Source organism: Bacillus manliponensis, assembly GCF_000712595.1.
Lineage (GTDB): Bacteria > Bacillota > Bacilli > Bacillales > Bacillaceae_G > Bacillus_A > Bacillus_A manliponensis.
Genome location: NZ_JOTN01000016.1, coordinates 42,633 through 67,471, shown reverse-complemented (window position 1 = coordinate 67,471; position 24,839 = coordinate 42,633). Strand labels below are relative to the sequence as shown.

Genomic DNA, 24,839 nt, shown 5'->3' with positions numbered 1-24,839 from the left:
TCTTTATAGAATTCACACAACATTTTTAGCAATGATTTTTAAATGTTCCGGAGGAATGATTTCAACAATGCTTTCTCCAAAATCTTCTGCTAACACTTCGCGAATATGTTCAAGAGAAACTTCTACAATACTACACTCCATTGTATTCACATTAAGTAATGAGTAATGCTCATTTTTCTTAATGACTAAGAAATGATGGTTTTCTGTTGCGATTAATGAGCCAAGGCGAATGCCTAACATTCGATTATCTTCAAACTTCATATTATATCTCTCCTAGTCCTTCAATTTGCGATAAATGGACACTTTCTTATATATGTGTTATCAGAAATTTGCTCAATTAAAAAGCGAGCAATATCCCCGTTATGAATTTTCACACCGGGCATATTGATTAAACTTTCCTTTATTTCATTTGATGAAATATCATCTACAACAAACGGTAAACGAACAAGTGTCCACTCAATATTACTTTTCTCCACACAAGCTAGTTCTTTCTGTTTATCCTCCATCATAGCTGGTAGAAAGACACGAAACATTTTTGCACCTAATTTGTTTATAAAACTTTTTCGATCTCCTTCTACATCTAGTGATCCACCTGAAACGAGAATATATCGATTGATATGCAACTCTTTCATTACAGTAATTATATGTGATGTTACTTGATGAAATATGAATACTCCTTTTCCAGCTGGACCAATTGTATTGATGACGGCATCACAGCCTGTTAAGACAGAGCGAATGTCTTCTATATTTGTCGCATCCCCTTGTATAATTTTAACATTTCCAGAAAGATTTGTAGATAGATTCGGATCTCTCATTAACATTTGCACTTTATACCCTGCTTCTACTGCTGTTTTCATTAAGAATCGTCCTACTTTGCCATTCCCACCGATAATCGCAACTTTCATCGTAGTTTCGACCTCTTTTCTTCTATAAATTATACAAGTAGCTCATCAAAAAGGTGAGCACAAGCTAATGTTTCTTCCGGAACACGTCCGTGACTTTCTACATACCACCACGCTGAAAGAATACAGTGACTTAATCCCCAGCTTACAATTCGTTCTTTATTTAATTGTAATTCATCTATTAATATATGTATTCTATTCTCAAGTACTGCTTTCGGATTTTGTTTATCTAATAAATGATTTCTTAAATACGCAACGACCTCATATTCTGCTTCGCCAATTAAACCTTTTGGATCAATAACGATATATCGATCATTCTCCATACGTAATACGTTATCATGATGCAAATCACCATGAATGAATATTGGTTTTGAAATTGTCGCGATAAGTTCTGGGAATAACCGCTCTGCTTTCTTCACAAGTTTTTCTGGTAAAGGCCCCGTGCCCCCATGAAAATGGTTTTTTATATTTTGCAGACCGTTTGCCCAGTTTTCAATAGAAGGAAATTGATGATGCATTGGAACCTCCCTCCAAAAACTTTTCATTGCTTTTGCCATTATTTTTGTAGCTTTTGTTTCATCATGTAGCTGTGCTAACGACTCACCAGGTTTTGCACGCTGTAACAAAAGAAAACCAACATTTTCATCATAGTCTAGTAACTTTACAACACCTTCCCCTTGTGAATAACGAAGTGCTTCTATCTCATGTTTAAATTCTAGACTTGGTACTCCTAACTTTAAAACAAGCTGTTCTCCTTGTTTGTTCTCTGATAGAACAACGTAATTATAAGAAAGGTTTTTGAATGGTTGAATGACTTTTATTGCTAACTTTTGTTCTAATGTTTGAATTGTATGTGGAAGTTTTGCAATCCATGTTTCACCGTGCTTACCATGTATATCTTGTATCGTTTTTATGAGAGAAGAAGGAATATTTGTCATATATACTGCCGCCTTTCAATTGTCTATATTGTTTTATTCTTGAAAAATATATAATCTCCTTTTAATACGTTACATGAAATTTTCATTTCATCCTGTTTGTTCATTTGTTACACTCTGCATGTTCTTTAACTGACGATTAAAAACGAAAAATCCACTAATACATAATAATCCGCAGCTACCAATAATCATCATCGCTTTCACACCAATTATTGGCGTGAAAATTCCCGCTAATAGTGATCCTATCGGCATTGTAGATACAAGTACACTATCAATAATAGTAACGACTCTTGAAATCAATTTTTGATCTAATGATGTTTGCAAATACGTAATAAACAAAATACTCATGATTCCAAAGGGGACGAATGCTAAACCAAAAATGAATAATGTTACTATTTTTCCGCTTATAAAGACTGATGATATCCATAAAATGAAACTACTAAACGGGAGTATTGTCATCATCTTGCCAAGTGGGTATTTCATGCATTTTGTTGCCAATAACGATCCTAGTAAATTCCCTACTGTCATTGACATAATAAGAATACCGTAATCATTTTGACTCATTTTCTCGTCAGCATATGCTGGTAAAATCGCTAGCGTCATCCCCGATATAAAGTTTGATAACAAAAACGGAAAACATACAATCGCAATGTTAGTTGTAAAGAAATAGATAAATCCGCTTTTTAAATCTTGTTTATATATTTTCCAAGTAAACTGTTTAGGCAAAGTAGACTGTTTAGGCATATACGTTACTTTCATGAAGCAAAAAGTTGCAAGTAAAAAAGCAAATGAACTAAATAAATAGATGTTTCCAATTCCTATGTACACGATAATAAAAGCGAAAAAACCTTTCATGCAAATCTCTACCATTTGCTGTCCGCTACTAACAAATGAATTATATGTGCCTAAATATTTTTTATCAATCACTTTCGTAACAATTGAAATTTCTGCTGTTCCTTGTATATTTTCAACAAAAGAAACAACACCAATTACAAATAAAACAAGCCATATATTTTCATAACCAAGTAGTATCATAATTGGAACGATAAACAGAAGTGAACATTGAATAAATTGCGATCGAATTAAAATCTTCTTTTGATTCCCAAACTCTATGAACGGCCCAAACAAAAAATTAAGCGCCTTCGGAAAAAATGTAACTGCCGAAGCCAGCCCTGTATAAAATACATTGTGTGTCAACTCGTACACATACCATATAACAACAATTTGATATATGCTATCCCCTGTTGATGAAATAAGCCTTCCTAAAAAAAGATTTCTTGCATTACTGTTCTCCCACATACCAACATCTCCTCAAATAATTTTATCGTTAAAAATAATTTTAACGATAAAATTAACATTAGTAAATTCATAAAATCCGACAAAAAAGATGACCCCTGTTCAATCCAGAGATCATCTTCTTTTAATAGTCCTTTAGGAAGGACACTTTTCATTACCTATATAAATTTGTTACTCATTAACTAAATCTCGTTTTTTATAGCCGATAAAACCAATAACTACCATAAAGAGAGTCAATAATTTGATGAGGATTGTAGTTCCCCATTTCCATTCTTCAATTGGAACTTTTGGAATATAACTAAATATATCAATGTTAATTATGAATTCTGGAATGTCCATCATTTGTCCAAAATAACTAACAAAGAAAACGAATACTATATAGCCCCAAATTGTTACCGTAAAGCGAGGTAGCCAACCAATTAGTACAGCTACAATACCGATAAAGAACCAAATTGCAGGTATCCATGCCATCCCAGCCTTAGTGACTTCCCACAAACTTAACGGTGTTTCCATCACACTTCGTTGTGCTAGATAGAGCCCCAATATTGCAGAAATTTGTCCGACCACTCCTAGTATGGAAGTCAAGATCACATGGTACCAGTAGAATTTTGTCCGGCTTAATTTCGTAGCATAAAGCTGATCCCAGTGCCCTTTCTTTTCTTCGTTTACGAGTCTCATCAAACTTCCTACAATAAAAATGGTAGTTAATAAAGATAAAATGAGAAAAAGAACACTCATAAATTGTTCTTGTATAGTGTACTTTGCATTGTGAAGGAACATTTGCTTCATGATCTCATTTTCACTCACAAAATCCTCCATATCTCCAAAAATTGATCCATACATTGCCCCACATATAAAGAGAGCGAAGAGCCAGCTAATAATAAATATTTTTTGAAGGCGTAATATTAGGCCAGAAAGACTCAACAGACGTTTTTTTGCATGAGCACGCCCAGTCCGTTCCGGTAAATATCCAGCTCCTATGTCTCGATCTTGTTCCAACAGATAGGAAAATGCTAAGAAAACGATACTGGCAGCAAAAACAATGACGATTGGAAACCAGTTATCATTAACATAAACACTTACTAAATAGCTCCATCCTAACGGGTTGAACCAAGAAGCATCCGGTGCGTTCATATCTGTTGCCATTCGAACAATGTAAAAAAAGCCAAGTGTCAAGAAGCTTAGTCCTCTTGCACTTCCAGCTCCAGCTGCTAATTGGGCAAATATGAGTGCAATCATTGCCCATAAGAAACCTTGCATACCTAGTGTAGTCGAATATAACAAATTACTAGAAAAATTCATTCCTGGCACATTTTGCACTTGTAGCAAACCTGTAGAAAGAGCAATTATAACTACATGTAAAAGAAACATTTCGATAACGATTGCTGTCGTGCCGGCCAGTCTTCCAACTTGAAAGGAACGGATAAGCTCTGTTGTTCCACCATCCTCTTCTTTCCTTGTGCGGCTGATTACATGCGTAATAGAGACAATTGCAAATACGAGTGCTGTAAAGAGGGTCATTTCATGTGCATACATTGCCCCCACAGTATATGTCTCGGCAGTAGCTGTTGTCGGTCCAAGCATGGCAATCATTGCTGGATTTTTCATAGTTTCATACATAGCCATTAAGCTATTAGGGTCTTTTCCATAGATTTCATACATCGCACTGGCAAAGCCGCCTGAAAAAAGACTTAAAGCTACTGCCCAAATAAGAAGCTTTAACCAATCTCGACGTAATGTATGAAGAAAGAGCATTCCAGTCTTATTAAATTGATTTTTCATCCTTCTCACCTACTCTCCAGTGTAGTGACGCATAAACAACGCTTCAAGAGTCGGCGGCATACTCTCTAACTTTGTTACATGGTAAGGTATGATTGCTTCTAAAATAGCCTCAATTTGGTCACTATCGGCTTGGAAAATAGCTTCTTTTCCATTGATCACCAGATCATGCACACCGCTCACTTCTTTTAATCCAATAGGTTCGTTACGAGTAGTAATCTTATATTGATAACGAGTTAAATGTCTTAGTTCATCTAGTGTTCCGGTTTCAATTACTTCTCCTTGACGAATAATCGCTACGCGGTCACATAAGCGTTCTACCTCGCTTAAAATATGGCTCGAAAGAAGGATAGACTTCCCTTGATTTTTTAAATTCGCCACTTCCTCTTGAAATACAGCTTCCATCAGAGGATCCAGACCACTTGTCGGTTCATCAAAAATATAAAGTTCCGCATTACTAGCAAGCGCGGCAATAAGCGCAACTTTTTGACGATTTCCTTTAGAATAAGTCCTTGCTTTTTTCTTAGGGTCAAGTTGAAATTTATGAATTAATTCATCGCGTCTTGTATCGTTCTTCGTTCCTTGCAGACGCATAAATACATCAATAATTTCACCGCCTGTTAAATTTGGCCAAAGGTTTACATCGCCAGGAACGTATGCAAGTCGTTTATGAATTTCAATTGAATCTTTCCAAACATCCTTACCGAAAATCTTAGCTGTTCCGCCGCTAGATTTTATAATGCCAAGCAGGATTCGGATGGTTGTTGATTTACCTGCACCATTTGGTCCGATAAACCCTAACACTTCACCTTCTTTTAACTCCATCGTTACATTTTTTAAGGCATGGGTAGATTTATATTTTTTCTGCAACCCCTTAATTTCTGCTATTACCATTCGTTTCATCCCCTATTCTATAAGGATTAAAGTTTTGTACTGAAATTAACTTTACAGTTCATAATATACACCCTTTTGGAGCAGTAATCAAATTTATTTTTATTAAAATGTTTGAATTAGTTTAAAAAATGAAATACTATATAGGTAGAAAGTAATTGTAAAAGAAAAAAATGTGGTGAGAAGATGAAAAAAAATGGCTTTGATTTAAGACGCGAGAAGAAAATGAAAAATATTGAAGAAGCTACACTTGAATTGCTGAATCAAAAGGACGTTTCAAATATAACTATGGATGAAATTGCAAAAAGTGCTAGCGTTAGTAAAGTAACATTATTTAATTATTACAATACAAAAGATAATTTAATTAATACTACGATTCATAATTCACTTGCCTCTGTCCTAGAAGAATATGAACGTTTGATTGAAAGTGACTTACCATTTGAGCAAACGTATATAGAACTCACGCAATATAAAATGAAGAAATTCCAAAGTATGTCATCCGTGTTTTTCCATAATATGATGCAACAATATGCAAGTGACCCGACTTTTTTTGATAAAGATGCACAAGAAACAAGTGATCAATTAGTGTTAAGAATGTTTCAAAAAGGGCGTAAAGAAGGAAAAATTAATCCCGCATATTCTGATGAAGTTTTACTAATGTTAATGCACATTTTCACAGAAGGATTGAAGAGTCAAGCAATCAATAGTGATCATTTGATAAAATATGGTGCTCAAATTTCTCAAATGTTTTTGAATGGCTTGCGCTAAAGAAAACATGACACATCGAACAACTTATAATATATATTGCTACTTGTTTAGCTAAAGAGCGCTTTAGTTCAATAAGATATGTAGATGAGATTGACCGCAATCGGATACTTTCATGGAGCAATGATAAAAGCCTAATTTCATGCTAAGAAATTAGGCTTTTTAAAATGTTTCCTTAGTACAATGAGCAGGAATATTAAGTAGTTAATCGTATTACTTTAAAGAAAAGAACTATACACCGTTAAAATTTAGGAGTGTGTTATATGCTAAGGAGCAAACTAATTTCTGATATAGCAACTAAAATATTGAGTTTGAAAATGAACCATCCAATTCGAGTTGGAGTGAGTGGAATAACCGCATCTGGGAAAACAACATTTGCTAATGAGCTTGCTGAGGAACTTCAATACAAAAATAAGAAAGTAATCCGGACGAGTATCGATTATTTTCATAATCCACGAGTTATTCGTTATAGACAAGGAAAAGATTCGGCTATTGGATATTACGAAGACGCTCACGACTATAAATCTTTTAAAGAAAAACTTTTAATTCCTTTAGGGCCTACTGGAAATCTTCATTATAAAACTAGTTCTTTTGATTTAACAAAAGATGAGTATGTGAATCCCTATACAGAAGTAGCAACTCACGATATGATTTTCATTATCGATGGAACTTTTTTATTTAAAGAGGAGTTATATAATCTATATGATTTCAAAATCTATATCGATACTGACTTCGATATAGCCAGAAAAAGAGGTGCTAAGCGAGAGGCGCAAGCTTTTGGGAGTTATAAAAAAGCAGAAGAAATGTTTATAAAGAGGTATCACGCTGCTTCCAAACTGTATTTAGAACAACATACACCGAACCTTCATGCAGATGTTGTCATTCAAAATAATGATATACACAATCCAGAGTTCTTGTATCCTATTGCATACACCGTTGATTCTCAAGCACTTTCTTTTGTTGAGCTAAAACAGCATTTACATGCACTAGAACAACAATTATTACAACCTGAAACACGCACCTCACCAAGTGAATTAGATAAGTTACTTGCAGAGGATTTCTTTGAATTTAGCAGTTCAGGAAAGGTTTGGTATAAGAAAGATTCTTCCCACAATGGCAGGCTTACGCTAACGATTAGAAAAATGAATCTTTTTAACTTTGAAATACACCCATTATCCGATGATACTGTACTCACAACATATCATATACATGATGAAACGAGAAAACAGCAAACTTTGCGCAGCTCTATTTGGAAACATAGAAATGGCAGCTGGCAAATGTTTTTTCATCAAGGAACACTAACAAAAGAATAAAGAAAGAGCATGTTTCAAAGGATATATAGAAACATGCTCTTTCTTTATTCTTTATATGAACCAATAATGTAGTTAAACGTTTCTACATCCTCTACCTCTTCATTATCTCTATATGAATCAATAAGATTATTAATTTTCTCACTTAACTCTTTCCACTTCTTAGGTGTTGTTTTTACATTATGAAATGAAATTTGAGCATTCCCTAAATCATCTTCAGCATGTGAACGATTTGCATCTTCTTCAAGCTTCTGTATCAATTTTGTCTGCAAATACAAATAGTATTTTATACATCCTTCAAGATGTTCCTTAAATTGCTCTCCTTCAATTACAATTCCGTCTTTATTCAATAAATGTGAACTGGAATAATAGTATTCTGTAATGTTCTTTACTTGTTTTTCATGCGCTACTTGAATCGCATTTACTTCAAGTAACTTCTTAATTGGATAGTATAAATTTGAATTTTTCACGTTCATAAGAGTAGCAAGCTCTTTCGTTGATTTCGGTACATCTTTCGTTAACTCTATAATTTTCACTGCTTTTTCATCTACTAATATCTTTATTAATTCATTTGTATGCTTCACTACTCTACGCCCCTTATAAGAAATCATGATTACTATTATTTTATCATTATTCCATACCGATTACCGCTATTAAAAATGACACAGCTAAAAAGGCACAAAGCGGAATGAATAACATTGTATCCATTTTCGCAAAGTACGTTCCCTTTTTTCTTTTAAAGATACCAAAATAGTTGAACTCTCCGATTACTCTTACAGTAAATACGAACATACAAATCCAGCAACCAATTTGAACAATGATTTGCGGGACAAATAATGGAATAATATCAACCTGCAGTAACAACAAAATTGCAGCCATACTTAATAATAATCCAACAAACAAAGTTATAACTGGACTCGGGGTAAAGGCTCTTTCTCCAGATTCACTTGGAATTGCAGCTGCAATTCCCCACCTCCCACCAAACGCCCAGTAAACATGTATAAAACTAATAGTGACCAACAAACATACTGCTATAACAATGAATACAATCACGTGTAGCACCTCTTCTCTCTTATCATGGTATACTCAAATTATCATGATATACTCATCACCTACAAATATTCAGATTCATCTGAACACTTTAATTCATCTAGGCGTTGTAAATGGTTTTAATTTTATCTTTAAAACGATTTGTGTTCCACGTTTATGACATATTGGAGAATAAAGTTATAGTAATCCCTTTCGTTTCTATTCTGAAACACAAAAAAGCACTTGGTGCCTTGAGTAGACAAGAAGTGCTTTAAGTTTATATGAATAGCTTAGTTCCTTAAAAATCACAACACATATACTGGCACATAACCTATCATGGAAAATAAGTAACAACTCTATTCAACTACTGGGTAGATTGTTCCGTTTGCTTTTGTTTTAATCGCTGTTCTAAAACGTGGATCATAAATAGAAAATGTTCAGCTTCTCTTGTAACATGATCTGCTAATAGTGGATTAATTACACTTTTGATTTGACATGTTTGGATGAGCTCTAATCCTGCTTTTTTAAAGTTTCTTAGTTCAACAGTTGCATTTTCACTATCCTTATTCAGTTTTCCAATAATCGGATATGTCGGCTCCTTCTTGTATAGCATGGATTCAACATCTCGAGCCTGATTAAGCAAAATCTCAAAATCATCCCCGAATTTTGAAGCAGTATGAACCAACTTCCGTTCTGATTGATCAAGTAACGAGGCAATAAACCGAGAATGTTCCATCATAATTCGTAACCAAAATACATTTTCACTAATTATGGCATCTTGAATTGGATCCATTTTTCCTTCATTAAATTTTTGAAGACTCCTTATAAAATATTCTGCTTCTCGTGCAATATGATCTACTAATAATGGGAAATTAAAGCCCTTTACTTTACAATTAATAATTAAAATTAAAAGATTCCTTTTATAATTACGAAAAGCATAAACGAGCTCAATGCTTTCCTCATTTAATTTCCTAACTGCTTGAACAGTCTCAGGAACAGTGAATGCTTTTTGTAAATGTCGATCAAAAAGATGAAAAAATTGTTCTACTTGCTGAATTAGTTTTTTCTCATTTCGATTAAATCCTTCACTAAGAAATAAAGCATGCTCCTTCATAATTCGTAACCAAAATCGATTTTCAGTTAAAGATCTCTCAATAAATAGTTGTTCTGTTAACGATTCAGGCGGTGCTGCTTTCAACTCTGGAGGTAAAAGCATTGCACGTTGAGGGTCCATAACAAAGTGCTCAGGAATCGGCTGATCTGTAGACATAAAAAATCACTCCTTCTCTTTAAAATCACTCTATTGTGTATATGAATAGAGAAAAATTAATATGCTTAGGAGAAATAATTATTTTTTATCCCGTATTAACGGGCTGTAAAAGCCCAATTGGTTCAACTAACACTCAGTGGGGGATGCCCCCCCATTTCACTTTATCGTTATTAAACATACTATAGCTCTGTATTAACTCTATTTATTACCTGGGGCAGGTTGATCTACCCCCTTAATATGATGTTTATGTCCGCTATTTTCAGTTGTATAAAAGTCGTAATAGTGGACATGCATCCCATTCCCTACAGGAATTGCAGGCCCTGAGTATGCCTTATAATAATGCGTATGTCCATCCTCAAAGACAACATATCCTTCAGTATAATGTATATGTCCACCATTCTCTGCGGGAATTGGTGGGGATGTTACATCGAGACATTGATGTACATGTCCTGCTTCAACTGATGTATAGTCTACCGATCCATGGTTATGATTGGGTACAAATCCAGAAACAAAATCATTTTTCCCTACCCTGTTCAATCTATCCACTCCTTTTTACATAAAGACATAGTTTATAAACTTATATGTATAGAGTGCTGTGACAATTCCTTATAATCGCCTGTATGAATTCGTGATATTAAGCTAAAAAATCATTATATATTACAAGAGTATCACCAACATTTTAAAAAATGAGAGCATGTTTTTTGATCAAACACGCTCTCATAAGCTACTCAATAACAATCTTTCACCATATATTTTCGCTCTTCCGTATATTCCACCTCAACTGCATTTGTATCCTCATTATAATAGTCGCACTTTTGTTGGATTTCCCTGGAATCTCTCCACTGAACATACAAGTATTTTTCTTTCGGTTCGTCTTGAAAAATAACGTATGCTATTGTTCCATTTATATCACCGGTATTAAACTTCATATTATAAGTTGCTTCGATGGATGCAATCTCTTCTTTTTTATACCCTTCATTCATTAAATGTTCTTCTGTGCGTCTTTCCATCATATAATCTCGTATGAAATTCCCATGAATACCATCATACATAACGAGAACAATACTCAGAACAAAGAAAACGATTGATACAATTATCCACGTACGATAACGTTTCAATCTATCAAACTCCTTTCAATTCTCGTTCCTTATATACCCTCTCCATTTTACTTAATGTTGTACCGCTTTCTTTATCCCACACCGCATGCCATTCAAAAGTACCTTCTTCAAAGAACAGTGGTAATCTTTTTCGAAACCACTCTTGCATTGGCAAGTTCATTGCTTCTTTTCTATTCACCCATACTAATTCGCCTTCTGGTGGGTTTTCTATTAAATTACCTTCAAATGATGTAGCAAGGTAATTAAACACCATATAGCGCAGCTTTGTATTTGGCTCGCAAAATTCATCTATTCCTTTAAAAATAATATCTTTTACAATTAAACCTGTTTCTTCTCGTGTTTCACGAATCGCTCCGTCAACAATACTCTCTGGAAAATCTACTTTTCCGCCTGGAGCAATATAACCCGGGAACCCTAAATGATCTGGACGGTTGATTAATAATATGTTATCCCCATCTTGTACCATACACATCGTTAATATTTTACATTCTAAATGACTCATCTTTACACCTCGTTATTTTTTCTTTGCTAAGTATAATGCTACAAATTGTGGTTTTTCGATTGTACCACCATGATTTTCAATTACTGTGTGAATACTATGAAACAGTTTTTCTTTTACATTCCCTGGAAGGAGCTGATGCGCTGATTGCGTATGAATTAAATCGATATATTCATTACTTGTGTACGTATCTACCCAAGTATATTCCTTCACAATGATATCCTGAAATAAATCCTGCTTCTTCGTCAAATTTGTTCGCTCTTCTATAAATTGCTTTGGTGTCGGGACATTTCTAGGATGCAAGTGCGATGCATATTTGTCATAGCAAACTGCTATTTCTCTAAAAATTTCTGTTTCTGGTTGCACATAATATGTCCAAAAGAACGCCATCGTTCCGTTTTTTCGTAATAACTGTGAAACTTTAGGGTAGCCAATATCAGGATTGATAAAATGAAATGCCGTTGCGGACACTGCTAATGCATAGCTATTCTTTCCCATATTCCATGTTTCAAAGTTCTCATTGTACACATGTATATCTTTTTCATCTTGAAACTTGTTCGCTGTAAACTTCGCTAAATTTTCTCCAAGCTCCACACAATCGATATTTTTATAACCTGACGCTACGAAACCTTCCGTTGCTTTCCCTGTTCCACATCCAATCTCAAAGATACGGTCCGTTTCCTTTACATTGGCGTATGTAAAAATATCTGTAAACAACTCTTTCGGATACGTTGGTCTTATTTTCTCATATTCTTCTACAATATTATTAAATGTGTGTTTTCTCGAATCTAAACTTACGTCCATTTCTATAACTCCCTTCTATTTTTTAAATAACAATGTATTACATTCTATACATACAACCATTTTCCTGGTTGTTTTTACATACAAAAGCCCTAAACTATGAACTTTCCATAATTCAGAGCTTTTTCGAGATTTATACAACAATACTCCGTAAAAGAAGCAACGAACTCTTTCATTTTTCCGTACATCCTCTTGGAAATAAAAATGTTAAAAATTGCAGGAAGATATTTACCTTTTAATTCACTCCACAATCAAAAAACAATAAAAACGAACTCTTTCTAGTAAGAGTTCGCTTACATAAATTATAATTGCTGATTTAAGTGAAGGCTTTGAATGTATGTGACAACTTCTGGGTTTACAAGAGACGACAAGTCACCTAATTCTTTTCCTAAATACGCAGCTTTAATGACGCGGCGCATTACTTTTGAATTTCGCGTTTTCGGTAAATCTTCTACAACGTGAATATCTTTTGGACAAAGTGCTTTTCCAATATGTGAATTCACTAAACTCATTAATTCTTTTTTCAGCTCTGATGAGAAAGAAACTCCTTCTTTTAATACAGCAAAGCAATGACATACTTCACCTTTTATATCATCCGGTACACCAATAGCTGCTGCTTCTACAACATTTGGATGTTTCACAAGAATCGATTCATACTCAGCAGGACCAATTCGCTTACCAGCAATATTTAATGTATCATCTGAACGGCCCGTAATAACATATTGCTCTCCATCATAAATGACCCAGTCACCATGAACCCATTTATTTTGGAAGCGGGACCAATATGTGTCAACATAACGTTTATCATCTTGCCAGAAGCTCTTTGTCATTCCAACCCATGGTTTCTCTAAACATAACTCTCCAACATGATCTTGAATAGGTATTCCATTTTCATCAAGAACAGCCGCTGCCATACCTGGAAGTGCAGCGTTAAAGCTAATCGGAGCAATTGGCTTAATCAATACGTTTCCGAAAATACCACCAGAAATTTCTGTACCACCGGAATAGTTACAAATTGGAACTTTTCCTTTTCCAACTGTTTCAAAAAGCCACATCCAAGGATCAGGGTTCCACGGTTCACCTGTTGATGCGAATACCTTTAGACTATGTAGTGAATGTTTGTTCACCCACTCATCGCCTTTTGCCATTAATGAACGGATTAACGTTGGAGAAATCCCAAGATGTGTAATTTCATAACGATCTACAGTTTTCCATAGACGATCGGCTTCTGGGAAATCAGGTACTCCTTCATACATCACCATTGTTGCACCATTTAAAAGTGAACCAAATAATAAGAACGGTCCCATCATCCAGCCCATATCTGTTACCCATAGAACACGATCGCCTTGTTTAATATTCATACCAAAACCAGCATCAAATGCGGATTTTAGAGGGAAACCAGCATGAGTATGAACCGTTCCTTTTGGCTTTCCTGTCGTACCAGATGTATAAATCAGCATAAGCGGATCATCACTCTTCATTTCTTCCGCATGCGTCAGCGGCTTTTCTTTTTCAAGAGTAGCCCATGACATATCGTAGTGATGCGGCGTGAAGTCATTACCAGCATGACGGACAACAACAACCTTTTCAACGGATGGACAATGTTCACATGCTTTATCCACTTCATCTTTTAACGAAACTGTTTTACCGCGTCTTGCAAAACCGTCAGCTGTAATAATCATTTTCGACTCCGCTGCTTGTACACGTGTCATCACTGCGTCTGATGCAAATCCTGAAAAGATTGGCGAAATAATGGCTCCAATTTTCATGACTGCAAGCATTGCAACGACAGTTTCTGGGATCATCGGCATATAGATTGTCACACGGTCACCTTTTTCAATCCCAGCATGCTTTAACCCATTTGCAACACGGCTTACCCAGTTGTCTAATTCCTCGTATGTAAAAGATTTTGATGTACCATCTTCACCTTCCCAAATAACCGCTGGCTGCGTTTTTGTTTCGTCTTCTCCAATCCAGCGTGCTAATGCTGATTCCACAACATTACAAGTTCCTTCTTTATACCACTGTGGGAACGGAACACCATTTGCTAAATCAAGAACTTCTGTATATGGTTTCATCCATTGATAGCCAACGGCACGTTCTGCTTCTTCCCAAAACCATGCTGTATCTTCAATTGACTTTTTAAAAAAAGTTTCATAATCTTCATACCCAAGTGATTGCATCCATTCATATAAACGTGTTGTTCTTTTATACTCTTCTGTCGGAAACCAAACTGCTTGCTTCAATCTCTTCGCCCCCTTATATACTTGGAAAGAAAGCCCGACAAGCCGGGCTACTTCAACCATTTATCCCGTTATTTGCGGGCTGTAAGGCTCCCAACTCAAAACTTGAGAGAAAGTGAAGAAGTTTAGTTGAGAGATTAACAGCTCGTAAAATCCCGATTCGTTCAACTAACAACCAATGAGAGGATGCTCCCCCGCTGATTGAAGTTTCACTTTATACCGGATATACTGGATGCTTTCGATCTGTAAAGATTTGATATTTACTCATGTACATGTTAAAACGATTTTTTAATTCATCGCGAAGTGCGTTTGGATGTACTATTCCATCAATAACCATTTCTGATGCTAAGCGGTAAATATCAATGTCCTGTTTATATTCTTCACGTTTTTGTTCAATGAAGCTTGGACGCTCTTCTTCAGGAAGCGCTGCAATTTTATTTGCATAAACGGCATTTACTGCAGCTTCAGGTCCCATAACAGCAATAGAAGCTGTTGGAAGTGCTAAGCAGCAATCCGGTTCAAACGCAGGACCTGCCATCGCATATAAACCAGCACCATACGCTTTTCGGACAACAATTGAGATTTTAGGAACTGTCGCTTCACTCATTGCGGAAATCATTTTCGCACCATGACGAATAATGCCAGCCCGCTCAACTTTCGTCCCAATCATAAATCCTGGCACATCCGCTAGGAATAGAAGCGGGATATGATATGCGTCACAAAGTGTAATGAATTTTGCTGCTTTATCAGCTGAATCATGGAATAATACGCCGCCTTTCATACGCGGCTGATTTGCAACAATACCAATTGGTTTTCCATCAATACGAGCAAACCCTGTAATGAGTTCTTGTGCAAATAACTTCTTCACTTCAAAAAATGAATTTTCATCAATAATACGGTTAATTAAGTCCTTCATATTAAATGGAGCATTTTGATTTTCTGGAATAATGTCTTGTAACGTTTTTTCGAATTGTTTCGGTTCTTGAGGTTGGGCCATTGGAGTTTTTTCTAAGTAGTTACTTGGGAAATAAGAAATGTATTGACGAGCTTGCTTAATTGCATCTTCTTCTGTTTTACAAAGAACATCTCCGCAACCGGATACAGAGCAATGCATACGTGCTCCGCCCATTTCTTCTAAGGAAACTTTCTCACCGATTACCATTTCAGCCATACGAGGTGAGCCGAGGTACATCGATGCATTTCCTTCAACCATCATGACAACATCGCAAAATGCCGGAATATATGCACCACCTGCCGCAGATGGACCAAATAATAAACAAATTTGAGGAACTTTACCTGATAATTTCACTTGATTATAAAAGATACGACCTGCTCCGCGGCGCCCAGGGAACATTTCAACTTGATCTGTAATACGTGCCCCTGCAGAATCAACAAGATAAAATAATGGTACACGTAATTTTTCTGCCGTTTCTTGAATGCGCAAAATCTTCTCAACTGTACGCGCTCCCCATGATCCTGCTTTTACCGTTGAATCATTTGCCATAACGCAAACTGTGCGTCCATGGATTTTTCCCGTTGCTGTCACAACACCGTCTGCCGGTAATCCTTCACTTTCACAATTTGAAAACATTGCATCTTCTACATATTCACCGTTATCGAACAAAAGAGCAAGACGATCACGAACGAACAATTTTCCTTTCGCTTTGTTTTGTTCATGATATTTCGGCGCTCCACCTTGTTGAATCGTTTCAACACGTTCTTCAAGTGTGCGTGATTGTTGTTTTTGATCTAACATGGTTATTCCCCCCTATAGATTGGTTTTCGTTTTTCACGAAATGCCTGTAGTCCCTCTGTACGATCTTTCGTACGAATAACACCTTCATACGCTTGTCTTTCCATTTGCAGTCCTGTTTTTAAATCTTCTTGCATTCCTTTTGTGATTGCTTCTTTTGCAAGTCGAATAGCGATTGGACCATTTTCTGCAATCTTACTTGCAATTTCCATTACCTTATTCTCTAGCTCATGAGAAGGAACAACATGCTCAGCAAGTCCATATTCCTTTGCTTCACATGCAGTAATCCGTCTTGCTGTATAAATCAGTTCCTTGGCGCGGCCAAGACCGATTAAACGAGGCAAACGCTGTGTACCACCAGCTCCTGGAATAATTGCTAATGAAGTTTCTGTTAAGCCTAAAGTGGCTGTTTCAGAAACAATGCGGATATCACAAGCTAACGCTAATTCTGTGCCACCACCAAGAGCAATCCCATTAATTGCTGCAATGACTGGCTGCGGTAGTTGTTCCGTCATATCCATCATTTGACGGATCATACTAACTGCATGACGCACTTCATCTTCATTCATATTTGCTCGTTCTTTTAAATCTGCTCCAGCACAAAATACCTTTTCACCAGCTCCTGTAATGATAACTACTCGCACATCAAAGTCTTGCTTTATATTGTTTATAATCGATTGAAACTCTTCTAATAACGCAAGAGATAACGCATTCGCTTGTCGCTCACGGTTTAATGTGACCTTTACAATATGGGGCGTCATATACTGCATCGAAATGTTTTGTAATGTTAACATCGAATCACCTACTAACTAGTTTATGTTCTAAAGCCCGGTAAACGTTGCTTGGTAATGGCATATCAAGTTTATTTTGAATAAACTTACTCGCTTGTAATAATTTCTCTTCATTTACATTCGTCTGTACACCCATTTTATGAAGCATATGAACTAAATCATTTGTTGCTATGTTACCAGATGCACCAGGTGCGTACGGGCAACCACCAAGTCCACCACATGAACTATCAAATACTGTAATTCCACACTCTAGTGACTTCACCACATTGGCAAGCGCCATACCATACGTATTATGAAAATGCATTGCAAACTTAGTAGAATCATATTTTGCTAGCAAATGTTCTAATACGCGTTCTACTTGCGCTGGGTTGCCCACACCGATTGTATCCCCAAGCGAGACTTCGTAAATTCCATACGAAAATAGTTGATTACATAATTCATCAATAACATCTATATCAACTTCTCCTTCATACGGACAACCAAATACGGTAGATACATAACCACGCACTTTTTTCCCAGCGAACTGCGCTTGTTTCGCTACATCTTCTATAACAGCGAGTGCTTCTTGCATAGATTTATTTATATTTTTCTTATTATGTGTCTCACTTGCAGATAAAAAGACATTCACCTCATCTACATTGTGAAGCAGTGCTCGTTCCAAACCTTGTTGATTTGGAACGAGAGCTGCATATGTAATATGTGGATTTCGCTCTAGCATTGTAAAAACATCTTTTGCATCAGCTAAAGCTGGAACCCATTTTGGGTGAACGAACGATGAAACTTCAATATAGGAAAGTCCTGCTTCTGTAAGTAGTTCAATCCATTTCACTTTATCTTTCGTACCAACAATCTTCTTTTCATTTTGCAAACCGTCACGTGGACCGACTTCTTTAATGAAAGCAAATGAAGGCAGCTTCAATCGATTGCACCCCTTTTCATTTATTCAATTTCTAGTAATACATCCCCCTCGTTAACAAAGTCGCCCTCTTGTACGTTAATTTTCATAACGGTTCCAGCTTCTTCTGCCACGATTGGAATTTCCATTTTCATAGATTCTAAAATGACGACATCTTGTTCTTCCTCTACTGTATCTCCTACACCAACTACAATCTTCCAAACATTACCTGCCATCGTTGCATATACTTTCGTCATCATTTTTTCCCCCTCAATTTTTCGTAAATTTTACTGTGCTGCCCTTTCTAAAGGCAGCACCAGCTTATTTTTTCACAAGTTGCTTTGCTACAAAACTTGTTGTATAAATTCCACCTTGGAATACTTCATCTTCTAATACTTGCAGAAGCATCGATGTATTTGTTTTAATGCCTTCAATTTGTAATTCTTGCAATGCACTTTGCAACTTTTGAATTGCTTCTTCACGCGTTTCACCATGTGCAATAATTTTTGCAATCATTGGATCATAAAAAGGCGTAATTGTGACACCTTCTTCAACAAAATGATCAATACGAATGGATGACGGAAGAGTAAGTGCTGTAATCTTCCCAGGAGATGGGAAGAACGTTTTTGGATCTTCCGCATACACTCGTGCTTCAATGGCATGACCACTACGCTTTACTTCGTCTTGTGTAAAGGACAGCGCCTCACCTGATGCAATTCGTAATTGCTGCTCTACTAAATCCAGACCTGTAATTTCTTCTGTTACAGGGTGTTCCACTTGTAATCTCGTATTCATTTCTAAGAAGTAAAAGTTCTTTTCATCATCAACAAGGAACTCAATTGTTCCAGCATTTACATAACCAAGTGCTTTCGCGGCTTTTACAGCTACCTCACCCATTGCAGTTCTTGTGCTCTCATCTAAAAATGGAGACGGTGCTTCTTCGATTACCTTTTGATTACGGCGCTGCACAGAACACTCACGCTCCCATAAATACACAACGTTTCCTTTTGTATCTGCAAGCACTTGAATTTCAATGTGATGTGCGTTTGTAATTAATCGTTCCATATACATTTCGCCGTTACCAAAGAAGTTTTGCGCACGTGTTTTATTGCTTTCAAATGCTTTGATGAGCGCTTGTTCAGTTTCAATCACCTGCATACCAATGCCCCCGCCACCAGCGGATGCTTTTAACATAAGCGGATAACCAATTTGATTCGCAATTTCTTTTGCTTCCTCTACATTTGGGATGTTCGTTGAAATCCCCGGAACGATTGGTACATCAGCTTCAAGCATTGCTTTACGAGATTCAATTTTACTTCCCATTCTCGCAATTACTTCTTTTGGTGGTCCAATAAAGACAATACCTTCTTCTTCACAGCGTGCTGCGAATGTCGTGTTTTCCGATAGTAACCCATATCCTGGATGAACAGCTTCCGCATTTGTTTTCTTCGCAACTTCAATAATTTTTTCTAAATTTAAGTAGCTTTCTTGTACACGCGGTCCACCAATAAGGTATGCTTCATCTGCTAATTTCACATGAAGCGCATGCTCATCGGCTTCTGAATAAATTGCTACTGTACCAATTCCAAGCTTTTGACACGTTTTAATAATTCGAACAGCAATTTCACCGCGATTGGCAATTAATACTTTTTGAAACATCATAATTCCTCCTTTATTTAACGACATCCTAAATGCCTTGCAATAACGAGACGCTGAATTTCAGAAGTACCTTCACCAATTTCTAATAATTTTGCATCACGAATATGACGCTCTACTTCGTATTCACGCATATAACCATAACCGCCATGAATTTGTACTGCTTCATTGGAGACACGGCTTGCTGTTTCAGATGCAAATAACTTTGCCATTGCAGCTTCTTTACCGAAAGATTTCTCTTGATCCTTTAAATATGCTGCTTTATGTACCATATTACGTGCTAATTCAATCTCCATTGCCATGTCAGCTAATTTAAATTGAATCGCTTGGAAGTTAGAAAGTGAACGACCGAACTGTTTACGTTCTTTCGCATATTGAAGTGCTCTTTCAAACGCAGATTGTGCAATTCCTACCGCTAATGCAGCAATTGAAATACGCCCTCCGTCTAATGTGTATAAAAATTGTTTAAAACCTTTATTCACATCACCAAGAATGTTTTCTTTCGGTACACGTACACCATCTAACACAATTTCACATGTATTTGATGCGCGTACTCCCATTTTGTCGTAAGGGCTAGAAATTGTTAATCCCTTACTATCTGTTGGTACGATAAAAGCAGAAATACGTTTTTTCCCACTCTCTTCAACACCGTTGACAGCGGTTACAATAATTGTATTTGCATACTCAGCATTTGTAATCCAACATTTCTCTCCGCTAATTACATATTCATCGCCTTCTAAAACGGCCTTCGTTTGTGTTCCTCCTGCATCAGACCCTGCATTTGGCTCTGTTAATCCAAATGCACCAAGTGTTTTTCCAGATGCCATCGGGATTAAATATTTTTGCTTTTGTTCTTCTGTACCAAAATAATAAATAGGAGATGCACCAAGTGAAATTGTTGCCGCATAACTTAATCCAGTTCCCCCGCATGCGCGGCCAATTTCTTCTACGGCTAATGCGTATGATAACGTGTCGCCGCTAGATCCCCCGTATTGCTCTGGAAACGGAATTCCTAGTAAACCAAGTTCACCCATCTTTTGAAAAGTTTCATATGGGAACTCTGCTGTTTTATCGTAATACACAGCTTTCGGAGCGATTTCCTTTTCAGCAAAGTCACGCACCATTTCCTTGATCATTTGTTTTTCCCTAGTAAGAGTAAATTCCATGAGTCACACCCCTTATCGAATCTAGTATTTCGACAGCGTGCGCATGTATAGTGCAAGTATTACTCGAACGAAAGTAGGAATAGTATTGAGAAAATTGTTGGAATTCTGTCATATTCTAATTGTAAAACAGAATCTGTACTAGTGCATAAAAAAATTCCTACATTGTTCTACAACAACATAGGAATATACATGTCGAATTTTGCGATTTTTATTTAATAATCGCGTCCTTTCCCAGAATCCGTAATTTCAACTAATGCTTCTGGATATGGTTCAAAATAAGTTTGACGTAATAAATATTCTTCTTCAAAGCGGAGTGCCCACGATTTTAAAACAACAAGTAGGCTGCTTAACGGCATTTTCTTTTCTGCATACTTCTCTAGTAAAGATAAGAAATGATCTTTCTCTACTTTCTTTAATTCTTTTTTAAAGTACCCAAAGATGTGCTGGCATACATTCACATTTGATGTATAACGCGGTGTGCGATGCAGCAATTCATATAACACACACTCATATTTTTCAAATACATCTTCAACCGGCAGTTTCACACTGTTTGCAATAATCCTTCCAAGTTCTTTTTGTTTCGTCTGATTATATGCCATAAATAAATACTTGTTATCGGATTGAAAATGAATGAGCTCTTGCATATTTTTATTCTTTTTTACTGTTTTAAAATATGCAATGGTAAACAGTTTCGTAAAGAAATGTTCCCGGATTGTAAAATTCGACAAACGCCCTTCTTCTTCTATTGCTAAATGCGAAAATTTTTCTAATACCGCTCCGCCAAACAAACCGCTTCCTTTTCCTTTTGAAGGTGATTTTTCTAGACCAGTATATATTTTCACATCACGTGTGCCACAGCTTGGGGAACGATTTTTTAAAATAAATCCATCTACATGGGAGAGTGAAGATAGAAACCTTTCCGAGAAAAGCTTCATCTTTTTTGTTACATCCGCTCCTGTTGATGGTTGCATTAGCTTTTGCACACCATCTTGATCCACAATACGAATTGTTTCACGCGGAATGCCAAGACCAATTTCTACTTCAGGACAAACAGGAAGAAATTCTACATATGGCTGCAAATTTCGGACTGTCGCATCTGTAATAACATCTCCATTATAACGACAAGCTTCAAATTCTAAACATTTACTAACAACAACTTTCGGCTTTTCAAACTGTCGCATCTCTTACCTCCGCGGTGTTAAACCGTATAAAACGAACTGGATTGTGTATTCAATTTCAGCTTCGTCATCCCACTTTTCTTCTGGTAATAATAAAAATCTCGTTAACATAAACCCAACAATTGCTGAAATCGTCAACCGAATGACAGTTGGTTTTGGTATTTCAATAATTTGCCCTTGCTCTTGAAAATACCCAACAATATTCTTAACACGATTGTACAGCTCTTTTTCAAACAATTGTTGTACTTCATTTTTTAACTCTGGTTGAAATGGTACTTCCTGCATTAATATTTTTAGCATTGGAAAGTGTTTTTTTACAAACTCAAAACGATTTTGTATGACTTTCCGAATAAATTGCTCATAGGAATCATACTGAACATCGAGTACTTCCTTGGCGAAAACTTGCACGAAAAGCGGCGCAACAAACTTTGTTAACGTCGGCATAACAACGGCAAATAGCAAATCTTTTTTCGTTTTATAATAGCGGAAGATCGTTCCCTCTGCTACACCTGCTCGTTTTGCAATTTCATTTGTTGATGTTGCTGCATATCCTTTTTCCCCAAACATGGCAACTGCTGCTTCTAAAATACGCATTTGCCTGTCATTTAATTTCTCTGCATCTGTTGCTGCAATTAATTCTTGTAACCAATCTTCTTTCATCCATAAAGCCCCTTTTTCTTCCCATTATATTCTTCTATGTTTCATTAAAGCAAACACATTCCCTATTGCAAATACACATGCAAATAACAATAGTATGCCGAGCTCTAAAGCAATATGTGAAAAACCCTGTCCGCGAATCATCACTTGACGCATCGCTTCTGCTCCATACGTTAACGGAAACAGTTTACCAAGAAACTGTAACCATGTACTCATCGATTCCATTGGAAACAAACCGGAAAAGAATATTTGCGGCACAATTACTAATGGAATGAATTGAATCATTTGAAATTCATTATTTGCATACGTAGATAAAAATGTACCAAGAGTTAATGCTGTAAGTGATAACATACATGTAATAAGTAAAATTAACAGTGGTGACCCTGCTATATATAAATCGAGAATATATACAGAAAAGCTAACGATAATAATTGACTGTAAAAATGCAAATATCCCGAATCCGACAACATAACCAGCAACAATTTCCCAGCGGCGAATTGGCGTTGATAATAACCGCTCTAACGTTCCGCTTAGTCGTTCTCTTACAAATGAAACACCGGATAAAATAAATACAAAGAAAAAAGTGAAAAAACCAATTAATACAGATCCTAAACCATCAAACATCGTCATATCTTTTGAACCATGTAAATAATCAATTGTTGGCTTCATTATTGCTGTTTCTTTTTTTTCAGTGCTTTTTTTCAACACTTGTAACGTAGCACCGTTTTTCGCCGCATCACTCCCTTCTAATGTTATGTTCATTTTTCCATTTTCTATTGTAATCATTGCATCTATATTTTGATTTTCTAGTTCGTCCAATGCCTTTTCTTTACCATACTCGTAAATTGTAGCATCTTGTTTTTTTAACAATTCTACAACTGGAGCTGGTACATCAACAAGCGCGATATGTGGCTTATAATCTTCCTGCGTAAACACAAGAGAAAGAAGCCAAAGAAGTAACATCGGTGCGCCAAACATAAGCGCTAGCGAACGTTTATCTCGAAAGAATTGACGGACAATCCGGATGACAACGCCAAACACTCTCATTATACATGTCCTCCCTCTAATACGAAGACATCTTCAATTCTGCCAGATGCAGTTCTTCCCTTTAATTCATCTGGTGTGCCAATCGCAATTAATTTCCCATCACGGATTAATCCAAGTCGTTCACAAAATTCTGCTTCATCCATAATGTGCGTTGTAACAATAATTGTCGTCCCTTGTTTTTTTAGCTCATAAAACTTCTCCCAAATTGATTTTCGAAGTACAGGATCAATCCCCACTGTTGGCTCATCTAAAATTAATAACTTCGGCTCATGTAAAAGCGACATTGCTAATGATAGACGTTTCCTCATTCCACCCGAAAAATACTGTACTTGTTTCTTGGCATGTTCCAAAAGCTGCACGAGCTCAAACACTTCCATAATGCGCTTTTTCTTTTCCTTTCCTTTTACCCCATACATCATCGCAATAAAGTCTGCGTTTTCATAAGCTGATAGTTCTTCATACAATGCATCTGCTTGTGCCATATATCCAATTTGCTTCATGCAACTTAAATTTGGCATCTTTATATCTAGTGCTGTTACCTTTCCTCTTGTTGCTTCACTAATGCCTGCAATCATTTTAATTAACGTCGTTTTCCCAGAACCAGACGGCCCTACTAAACCAAAAATTTCTGATTGTTCCACACGTAAAGAGATACTTTGTAATACTTCCTTTTTACCAAATCTTTTTGAAGCATTATCTAATATAACAGAAGCATTGTGCATGAAATCTCCTCCTTTATTAATGAGTGAGTACTCACTTTAATTATATTCTCTCCCCTTATTATCCGTTCTGTCAATTTTTACTTTCCGACATTTAGTTACTAAAAAGTAAATATAGTATAAGCTCTATTACTTGCTA

General features: G+C 36.3%; 26 protein-coding genes and 1 pseudogene. 3 read left to right on the top strand and 24 right to left on the bottom strand.

Annotation, left to right across the window (positions count from 1 at the left end):
- Window positions 1–12 precede the first annotated feature (12 nt).
- The 6 genes from BAMA_RS17050 to BAMA_RS17025 form a co-directional block, all read right to left on the bottom strand.
- Window positions 13–261, bottom strand: coding sequence for a hypothetical protein (locus BAMA_RS17050; protein WP_034641521.1), 249 nt, complete (start codon window positions 259–261; stop codon window positions 13–15).
- A gap of 20 nt (window positions 262–281) precedes the next feature.
- Window positions 282–905 (bottom strand): NAD(P)-dependent oxidoreductase, encoded by a 624-nt coding sequence (locus BAMA_RS17045; protein ID WP_034641518.1) that lies wholly within the window; start codon window positions 903–905, stop codon window positions 282–284.
- A 29-nt stretch (window positions 906–934) separates the two neighbouring features.
- Window positions 935–1,840: an aminoglycoside phosphotransferase family protein gene (locus BAMA_RS17040; RefSeq protein ID WP_051759007.1), complete on the bottom strand. Its 906-nt coding sequence runs from the start codon at window positions 1,838–1,840 to the stop codon at window positions 935–937.
- 87 nt (window positions 1,841–1,927) lie between these two features.
- The gene (locus BAMA_RS17035) at window positions 1,928–3,136 is read right to left on the bottom strand and encodes an MFS transporter (protein WP_034641516.1); all 1,209 of its coding nucleotides are present in this window, start codon (window positions 3,134–3,136) and stop codon (window positions 1,928–1,930) included.
- 168 nt (window positions 3,137–3,304) lie between these two features.
- Window positions 3,305–4,795 (bottom strand): ABC transporter permease, encoded by a 1,491-nt coding sequence (locus BAMA_RS17030; protein WP_157406034.1) that lies wholly within the window; start codon window positions 4,793–4,795, stop codon window positions 3,305–3,307.
- Between the two features lie 129 nt (window positions 4,796–4,924).
- Window positions 4,925–5,806: an ABC transporter ATP-binding protein gene (locus tag BAMA_RS17025; RefSeq protein ID WP_034641510.1), complete on the bottom strand. Its 882-nt coding sequence runs from the start codon at window positions 5,804–5,806 to the stop codon at window positions 4,925–4,927.
- Between the two features lie 183 nt (window positions 5,807–5,989).
- On the opposite strand from BAMA_RS17025, the gene BAMA_RS17020 reads away from it, so the two are divergent.
- The 3 genes and pseudogenes from BAMA_RS17020 (at window position 5,990) to BAMA_RS25210 (ending at window position 7,881) form a co-directional block, all read left to right on the top strand.
- Window positions 5,990–6,571 (top strand): TetR/AcrR family transcriptional regulator, encoded by a 582-nt coding sequence (locus tag BAMA_RS17020; RefSeq protein ID WP_034641506.1) that lies wholly within the window; start codon window positions 5,990–5,992, stop codon window positions 6,569–6,571.
- 260 nt (window positions 6,572–6,831) lie between these two features.
- A pseudogene (locus BAMA_RS17015) lies at window positions 6,832–7,488 on the top strand (hypothetical protein); the annotation flags it as partial.
- A 3-nt stretch (window positions 7,489–7,491) separates the two neighbouring features.
- On the top strand, window positions 7,492–7,881 hold the full coding sequence (locus BAMA_RS25210; protein ID WP_084158039.1) for a nuclear transport factor 2 family protein: 390 nt from the start codon (window positions 7,492–7,494) through the stop codon (window positions 7,879–7,881).
- A gap of 44 nt (window positions 7,882–7,925) precedes the next feature.
- Here BAMA_RS25210 and BAMA_RS23585 read toward each other — a convergent pair whose 3' ends face one another.
- The 18 genes from BAMA_RS23585 to BAMA_RS16925 form a co-directional block, all read right to left on the bottom strand.
- On the bottom strand, window positions 7,926–8,462 hold the full coding sequence (locus BAMA_RS23585) for a winged helix-turn-helix domain-containing protein (protein ID WP_051759006.1): 537 nt from the start codon (window positions 8,460–8,462) through the stop codon (window positions 7,926–7,928).
- A gap of 46 nt (window positions 8,463–8,508) precedes the next feature.
- Window positions 8,509–8,931, bottom strand: a complete 423-nt coding sequence (locus BAMA_RS17005) for a DUF3995 domain-containing protein (protein ID WP_034641503.1) — start codon at window positions 8,929–8,931, stop codon at window positions 8,509–8,511.
- A gap of 340 nt (window positions 8,932–9,271) precedes the next feature.
- Complete coding sequence (locus tag BAMA_RS17000) at window positions 9,272–10,177, bottom strand: DUF2935 domain-containing protein (RefSeq protein ID WP_034641501.1); 906 nt, start codon at window positions 10,175–10,177, stop codon at window positions 9,272–9,274.
- 198 nt (window positions 10,178–10,375) lie between these two features.
- The gene (locus BAMA_RS16995; protein ID WP_034641498.1) at window positions 10,376–10,714 is read right to left on the bottom strand and encodes a YmaF family protein; all 339 of its coding nucleotides are present in this window, start codon (window positions 10,712–10,714) and stop codon (window positions 10,376–10,378) included.
- Between the two features lie 191 nt (window positions 10,715–10,905).
- Window positions 10,906–11,295, bottom strand: a complete 390-nt coding sequence (locus BAMA_RS16990; RefSeq protein WP_034641496.1) for a DUF3139 domain-containing protein — start codon at window positions 11,293–11,295, stop codon at window positions 10,906–10,908.
- A 4-nt stretch (window positions 11,296–11,299) separates the two neighbouring features.
- Window positions 11,300–11,797, bottom strand: coding sequence for an 8-oxo-dGTP diphosphatase (locus tag BAMA_RS16985; protein WP_034641495.1), 498 nt, complete (start codon window positions 11,795–11,797; stop codon window positions 11,300–11,302).
- A gap of 12 nt (window positions 11,798–11,809) precedes the next feature.
- Complete coding sequence (locus BAMA_RS16980) at window positions 11,810–12,598, bottom strand: class I SAM-dependent methyltransferase (protein ID WP_034641492.1); 789 nt, start codon at window positions 12,596–12,598, stop codon at window positions 11,810–11,812.
- Window positions 12,599–12,897: 299 nt separating this feature from the next.
- Window positions 12,898–14,841: an AMP-binding protein gene (locus BAMA_RS16975; protein ID WP_034641489.1), complete on the bottom strand. Its 1,944-nt coding sequence runs from the start codon at window positions 14,839–14,841 to the stop codon at window positions 12,898–12,900.
- A gap of 211 nt (window positions 14,842–15,052) precedes the next feature.
- Window positions 15,053–16,594 carry an acyl-CoA carboxylase subunit beta gene (locus BAMA_RS16970; RefSeq protein WP_034641487.1) on the bottom strand — a complete coding sequence of 514 codons (1,542 nt, stop codon included), beginning with the start codon at window positions 16,592–16,594 and terminating at the stop codon, window positions 15,053–15,055.
- Window positions 16,595–16,596: 2 nt separating this feature from the next.
- On the bottom strand, window positions 16,597–17,385 hold the full coding sequence (locus BAMA_RS16965; RefSeq protein WP_034641484.1) for an enoyl-CoA hydratase: 789 nt from the start codon (window positions 17,383–17,385) through the stop codon (window positions 16,597–16,599).
- Between the two features lie 4 nt (window positions 17,386–17,389).
- Entirely contained in the window at window positions 17,390–18,301 is a 912-nt protein-coding gene (locus BAMA_RS16960; protein WP_034641483.1) for a hydroxymethylglutaryl-CoA lyase, read from the bottom strand.
- 20 nt (window positions 18,302–18,321) lie between these two features.
- Window positions 18,322–18,537 carry an acetyl-CoA carboxylase biotin carboxyl carrier protein subunit gene (locus tag BAMA_RS16955; protein ID WP_034641482.1) on the bottom strand — a complete coding sequence of 72 codons (216 nt, stop codon included), beginning with the start codon at window positions 18,535–18,537 and terminating at the stop codon, window positions 18,322–18,324.
- Window positions 18,538–18,598: 61 nt separating this feature from the next.
- Window positions 18,599–19,936: an acetyl-CoA carboxylase biotin carboxylase subunit gene (locus BAMA_RS16950; protein WP_034641479.1), complete on the bottom strand. Its 1,338-nt coding sequence runs from the start codon at window positions 19,934–19,936 to the stop codon at window positions 18,599–18,601.
- 17 nt (window positions 19,937–19,953) lie between these two features.
- On the bottom strand, window positions 19,954–21,099 hold the full coding sequence (locus tag BAMA_RS16945) for an acyl-CoA dehydrogenase (RefSeq protein ID WP_034641476.1): 1,146 nt from the start codon (window positions 21,097–21,099) through the stop codon (window positions 19,954–19,956).
- Window positions 21,100–21,311: 212 nt separating this feature from the next.
- Window positions 21,312–22,280, bottom strand: a complete 969-nt coding sequence (locus BAMA_RS16940; RefSeq protein WP_034641475.1) for a YbgA family protein — start codon at window positions 22,278–22,280, stop codon at window positions 21,312–21,314.
- Between the two features lie 3 nt (window positions 22,281–22,283).
- Entirely contained in the window at window positions 22,284–22,937 is a 654-nt protein-coding gene (locus tag BAMA_RS16935) for a TetR/AcrR family transcriptional regulator (protein WP_034641472.1), read from the bottom strand.
- A gap of 24 nt (window positions 22,938–22,961) precedes the next feature.
- A complete protein-coding gene (locus BAMA_RS16930) occupies window positions 22,962–23,981 on the bottom strand; it encodes an ABC transporter permease (protein ID WP_034641469.1) in 1,020 nt (339 codons plus the stop codon).
- A complete protein-coding gene (locus BAMA_RS16925; RefSeq protein WP_034641467.1) occupies window positions 23,981–24,703 on the bottom strand; it encodes an ABC transporter ATP-binding protein in 723 nt (240 codons plus the stop codon). The genes BAMA_RS16930 and BAMA_RS16925 overlap by 1 nt, the downstream gene beginning before the upstream one ends.
- Window positions 24,704–24,839: the final 136 nt, after the last annotated feature.

Coding starts and splice junctions, on each gene's coding strand:
- BAMA_RS17050 (WP_034641521.1), bottom strand. CDS start 261: ATGAAGTTTGAAGATAATCGAATGTTAGGCATTCGCCTTGGCTCATTA.
- BAMA_RS17045 (WP_034641518.1), bottom strand. CDS start 905: ATGAAAGTTGCGATTATCGGTGGGAATGGCAAAGTAGGACGATTCTTA.
- BAMA_RS17040 (WP_051759007.1), bottom strand. CDS start 1,840: ATGACAAATATTCCTTCTTCTCTCATAAAAACGATACAAGATATACAT.
- BAMA_RS17035 (WP_034641516.1), bottom strand. CDS start 3,136: ATGTGGGAGAACAGTAATGCAAGAAATCTTTTTTTAGGAAGGCTTATT.
- BAMA_RS17030 (WP_157406034.1), bottom strand. CDS start 4,795: ATGTATGAAATCTATGGAAAAGACCCTAATAGCTTAATGGCTATGTAT.
- BAMA_RS17025 (WP_034641510.1), bottom strand. CDS start 5,806: ATGGTAATAGCAGAAATTAAGGGGTTGCAGAAAAAATATAAATCTACC.
- BAMA_RS17020 (WP_034641506.1), top strand. CDS start 5,990: ATGAAAAAAAATGGCTTTGATTTAAGACGCGAGAAGAAAATGAAAAAT.
- BAMA_RS17000 (WP_034641501.1), bottom strand. CDS start 10,177: ATGTCTACAGATCAGCCGATTCCTGAGCACTTTGTTATGGACCCTCAA.
- BAMA_RS16985 (WP_034641495.1), bottom strand. CDS start 11,797: ATGAGTCATTTAGAATGTAAAATATTAACGATGTGTATGGTACAAGAT.
- BAMA_RS16980 (WP_034641492.1), bottom strand. CDS start 12,598: ATGGACGTAAGTTTAGATTCGAGAAAACACACATTTAATAATATTGTA.
- BAMA_RS16970 (WP_034641487.1), bottom strand. CDS start 16,594: ATGTTAGATCAAAAACAACAATCACGCACACTTGAAGAACGTGTTGAA.
- BAMA_RS16965 (WP_034641484.1), bottom strand. CDS start 17,385: ATGTTAACATTACAAAACATTTCGATGCAGTATATGACGCCCCATATT.
- BAMA_RS16955 (WP_034641482.1), bottom strand. CDS start 18,537: ATGATGACGAAAGTATATGCAACGATGGCAGGTAATGTTTGGAAGATT.
- BAMA_RS16950 (WP_034641479.1), bottom strand. CDS start 19,936: ATGTTTCAAAAAGTATTAATTGCCAATCGCGGTGAAATTGCTGTTCGA.
- BAMA_RS16945 (WP_034641476.1), bottom strand. CDS start 21,099: ATGGAATTTACTCTTACTAGGGAAAAACAAATGATCAAGGAAATGGTG.
- BAMA_RS16940 (WP_034641475.1), bottom strand. CDS start 22,280: ATGCGACAGTTTGAAAAGCCGAAAGTTGTTGTTAGTAAATGTTTAGAA.
- BAMA_RS16935 (WP_034641472.1), bottom strand. CDS start 22,937: ATGAAAGAAGATTGGTTACAAGAATTAATTGCAGCAACAGATGCAGAG.
- BAMA_RS16930 (WP_034641469.1), bottom strand. CDS start 23,981: ATGAGAGTGTTTGGCGTTGTCATCCGGATTGTCCGTCAATTCTTTCGA.
- BAMA_RS16925 (WP_034641467.1), bottom strand. CDS start 24,703: ATGCACAATGCTTCTGTTATATTAGATAATGCTTCAAAAAGATTTGGT.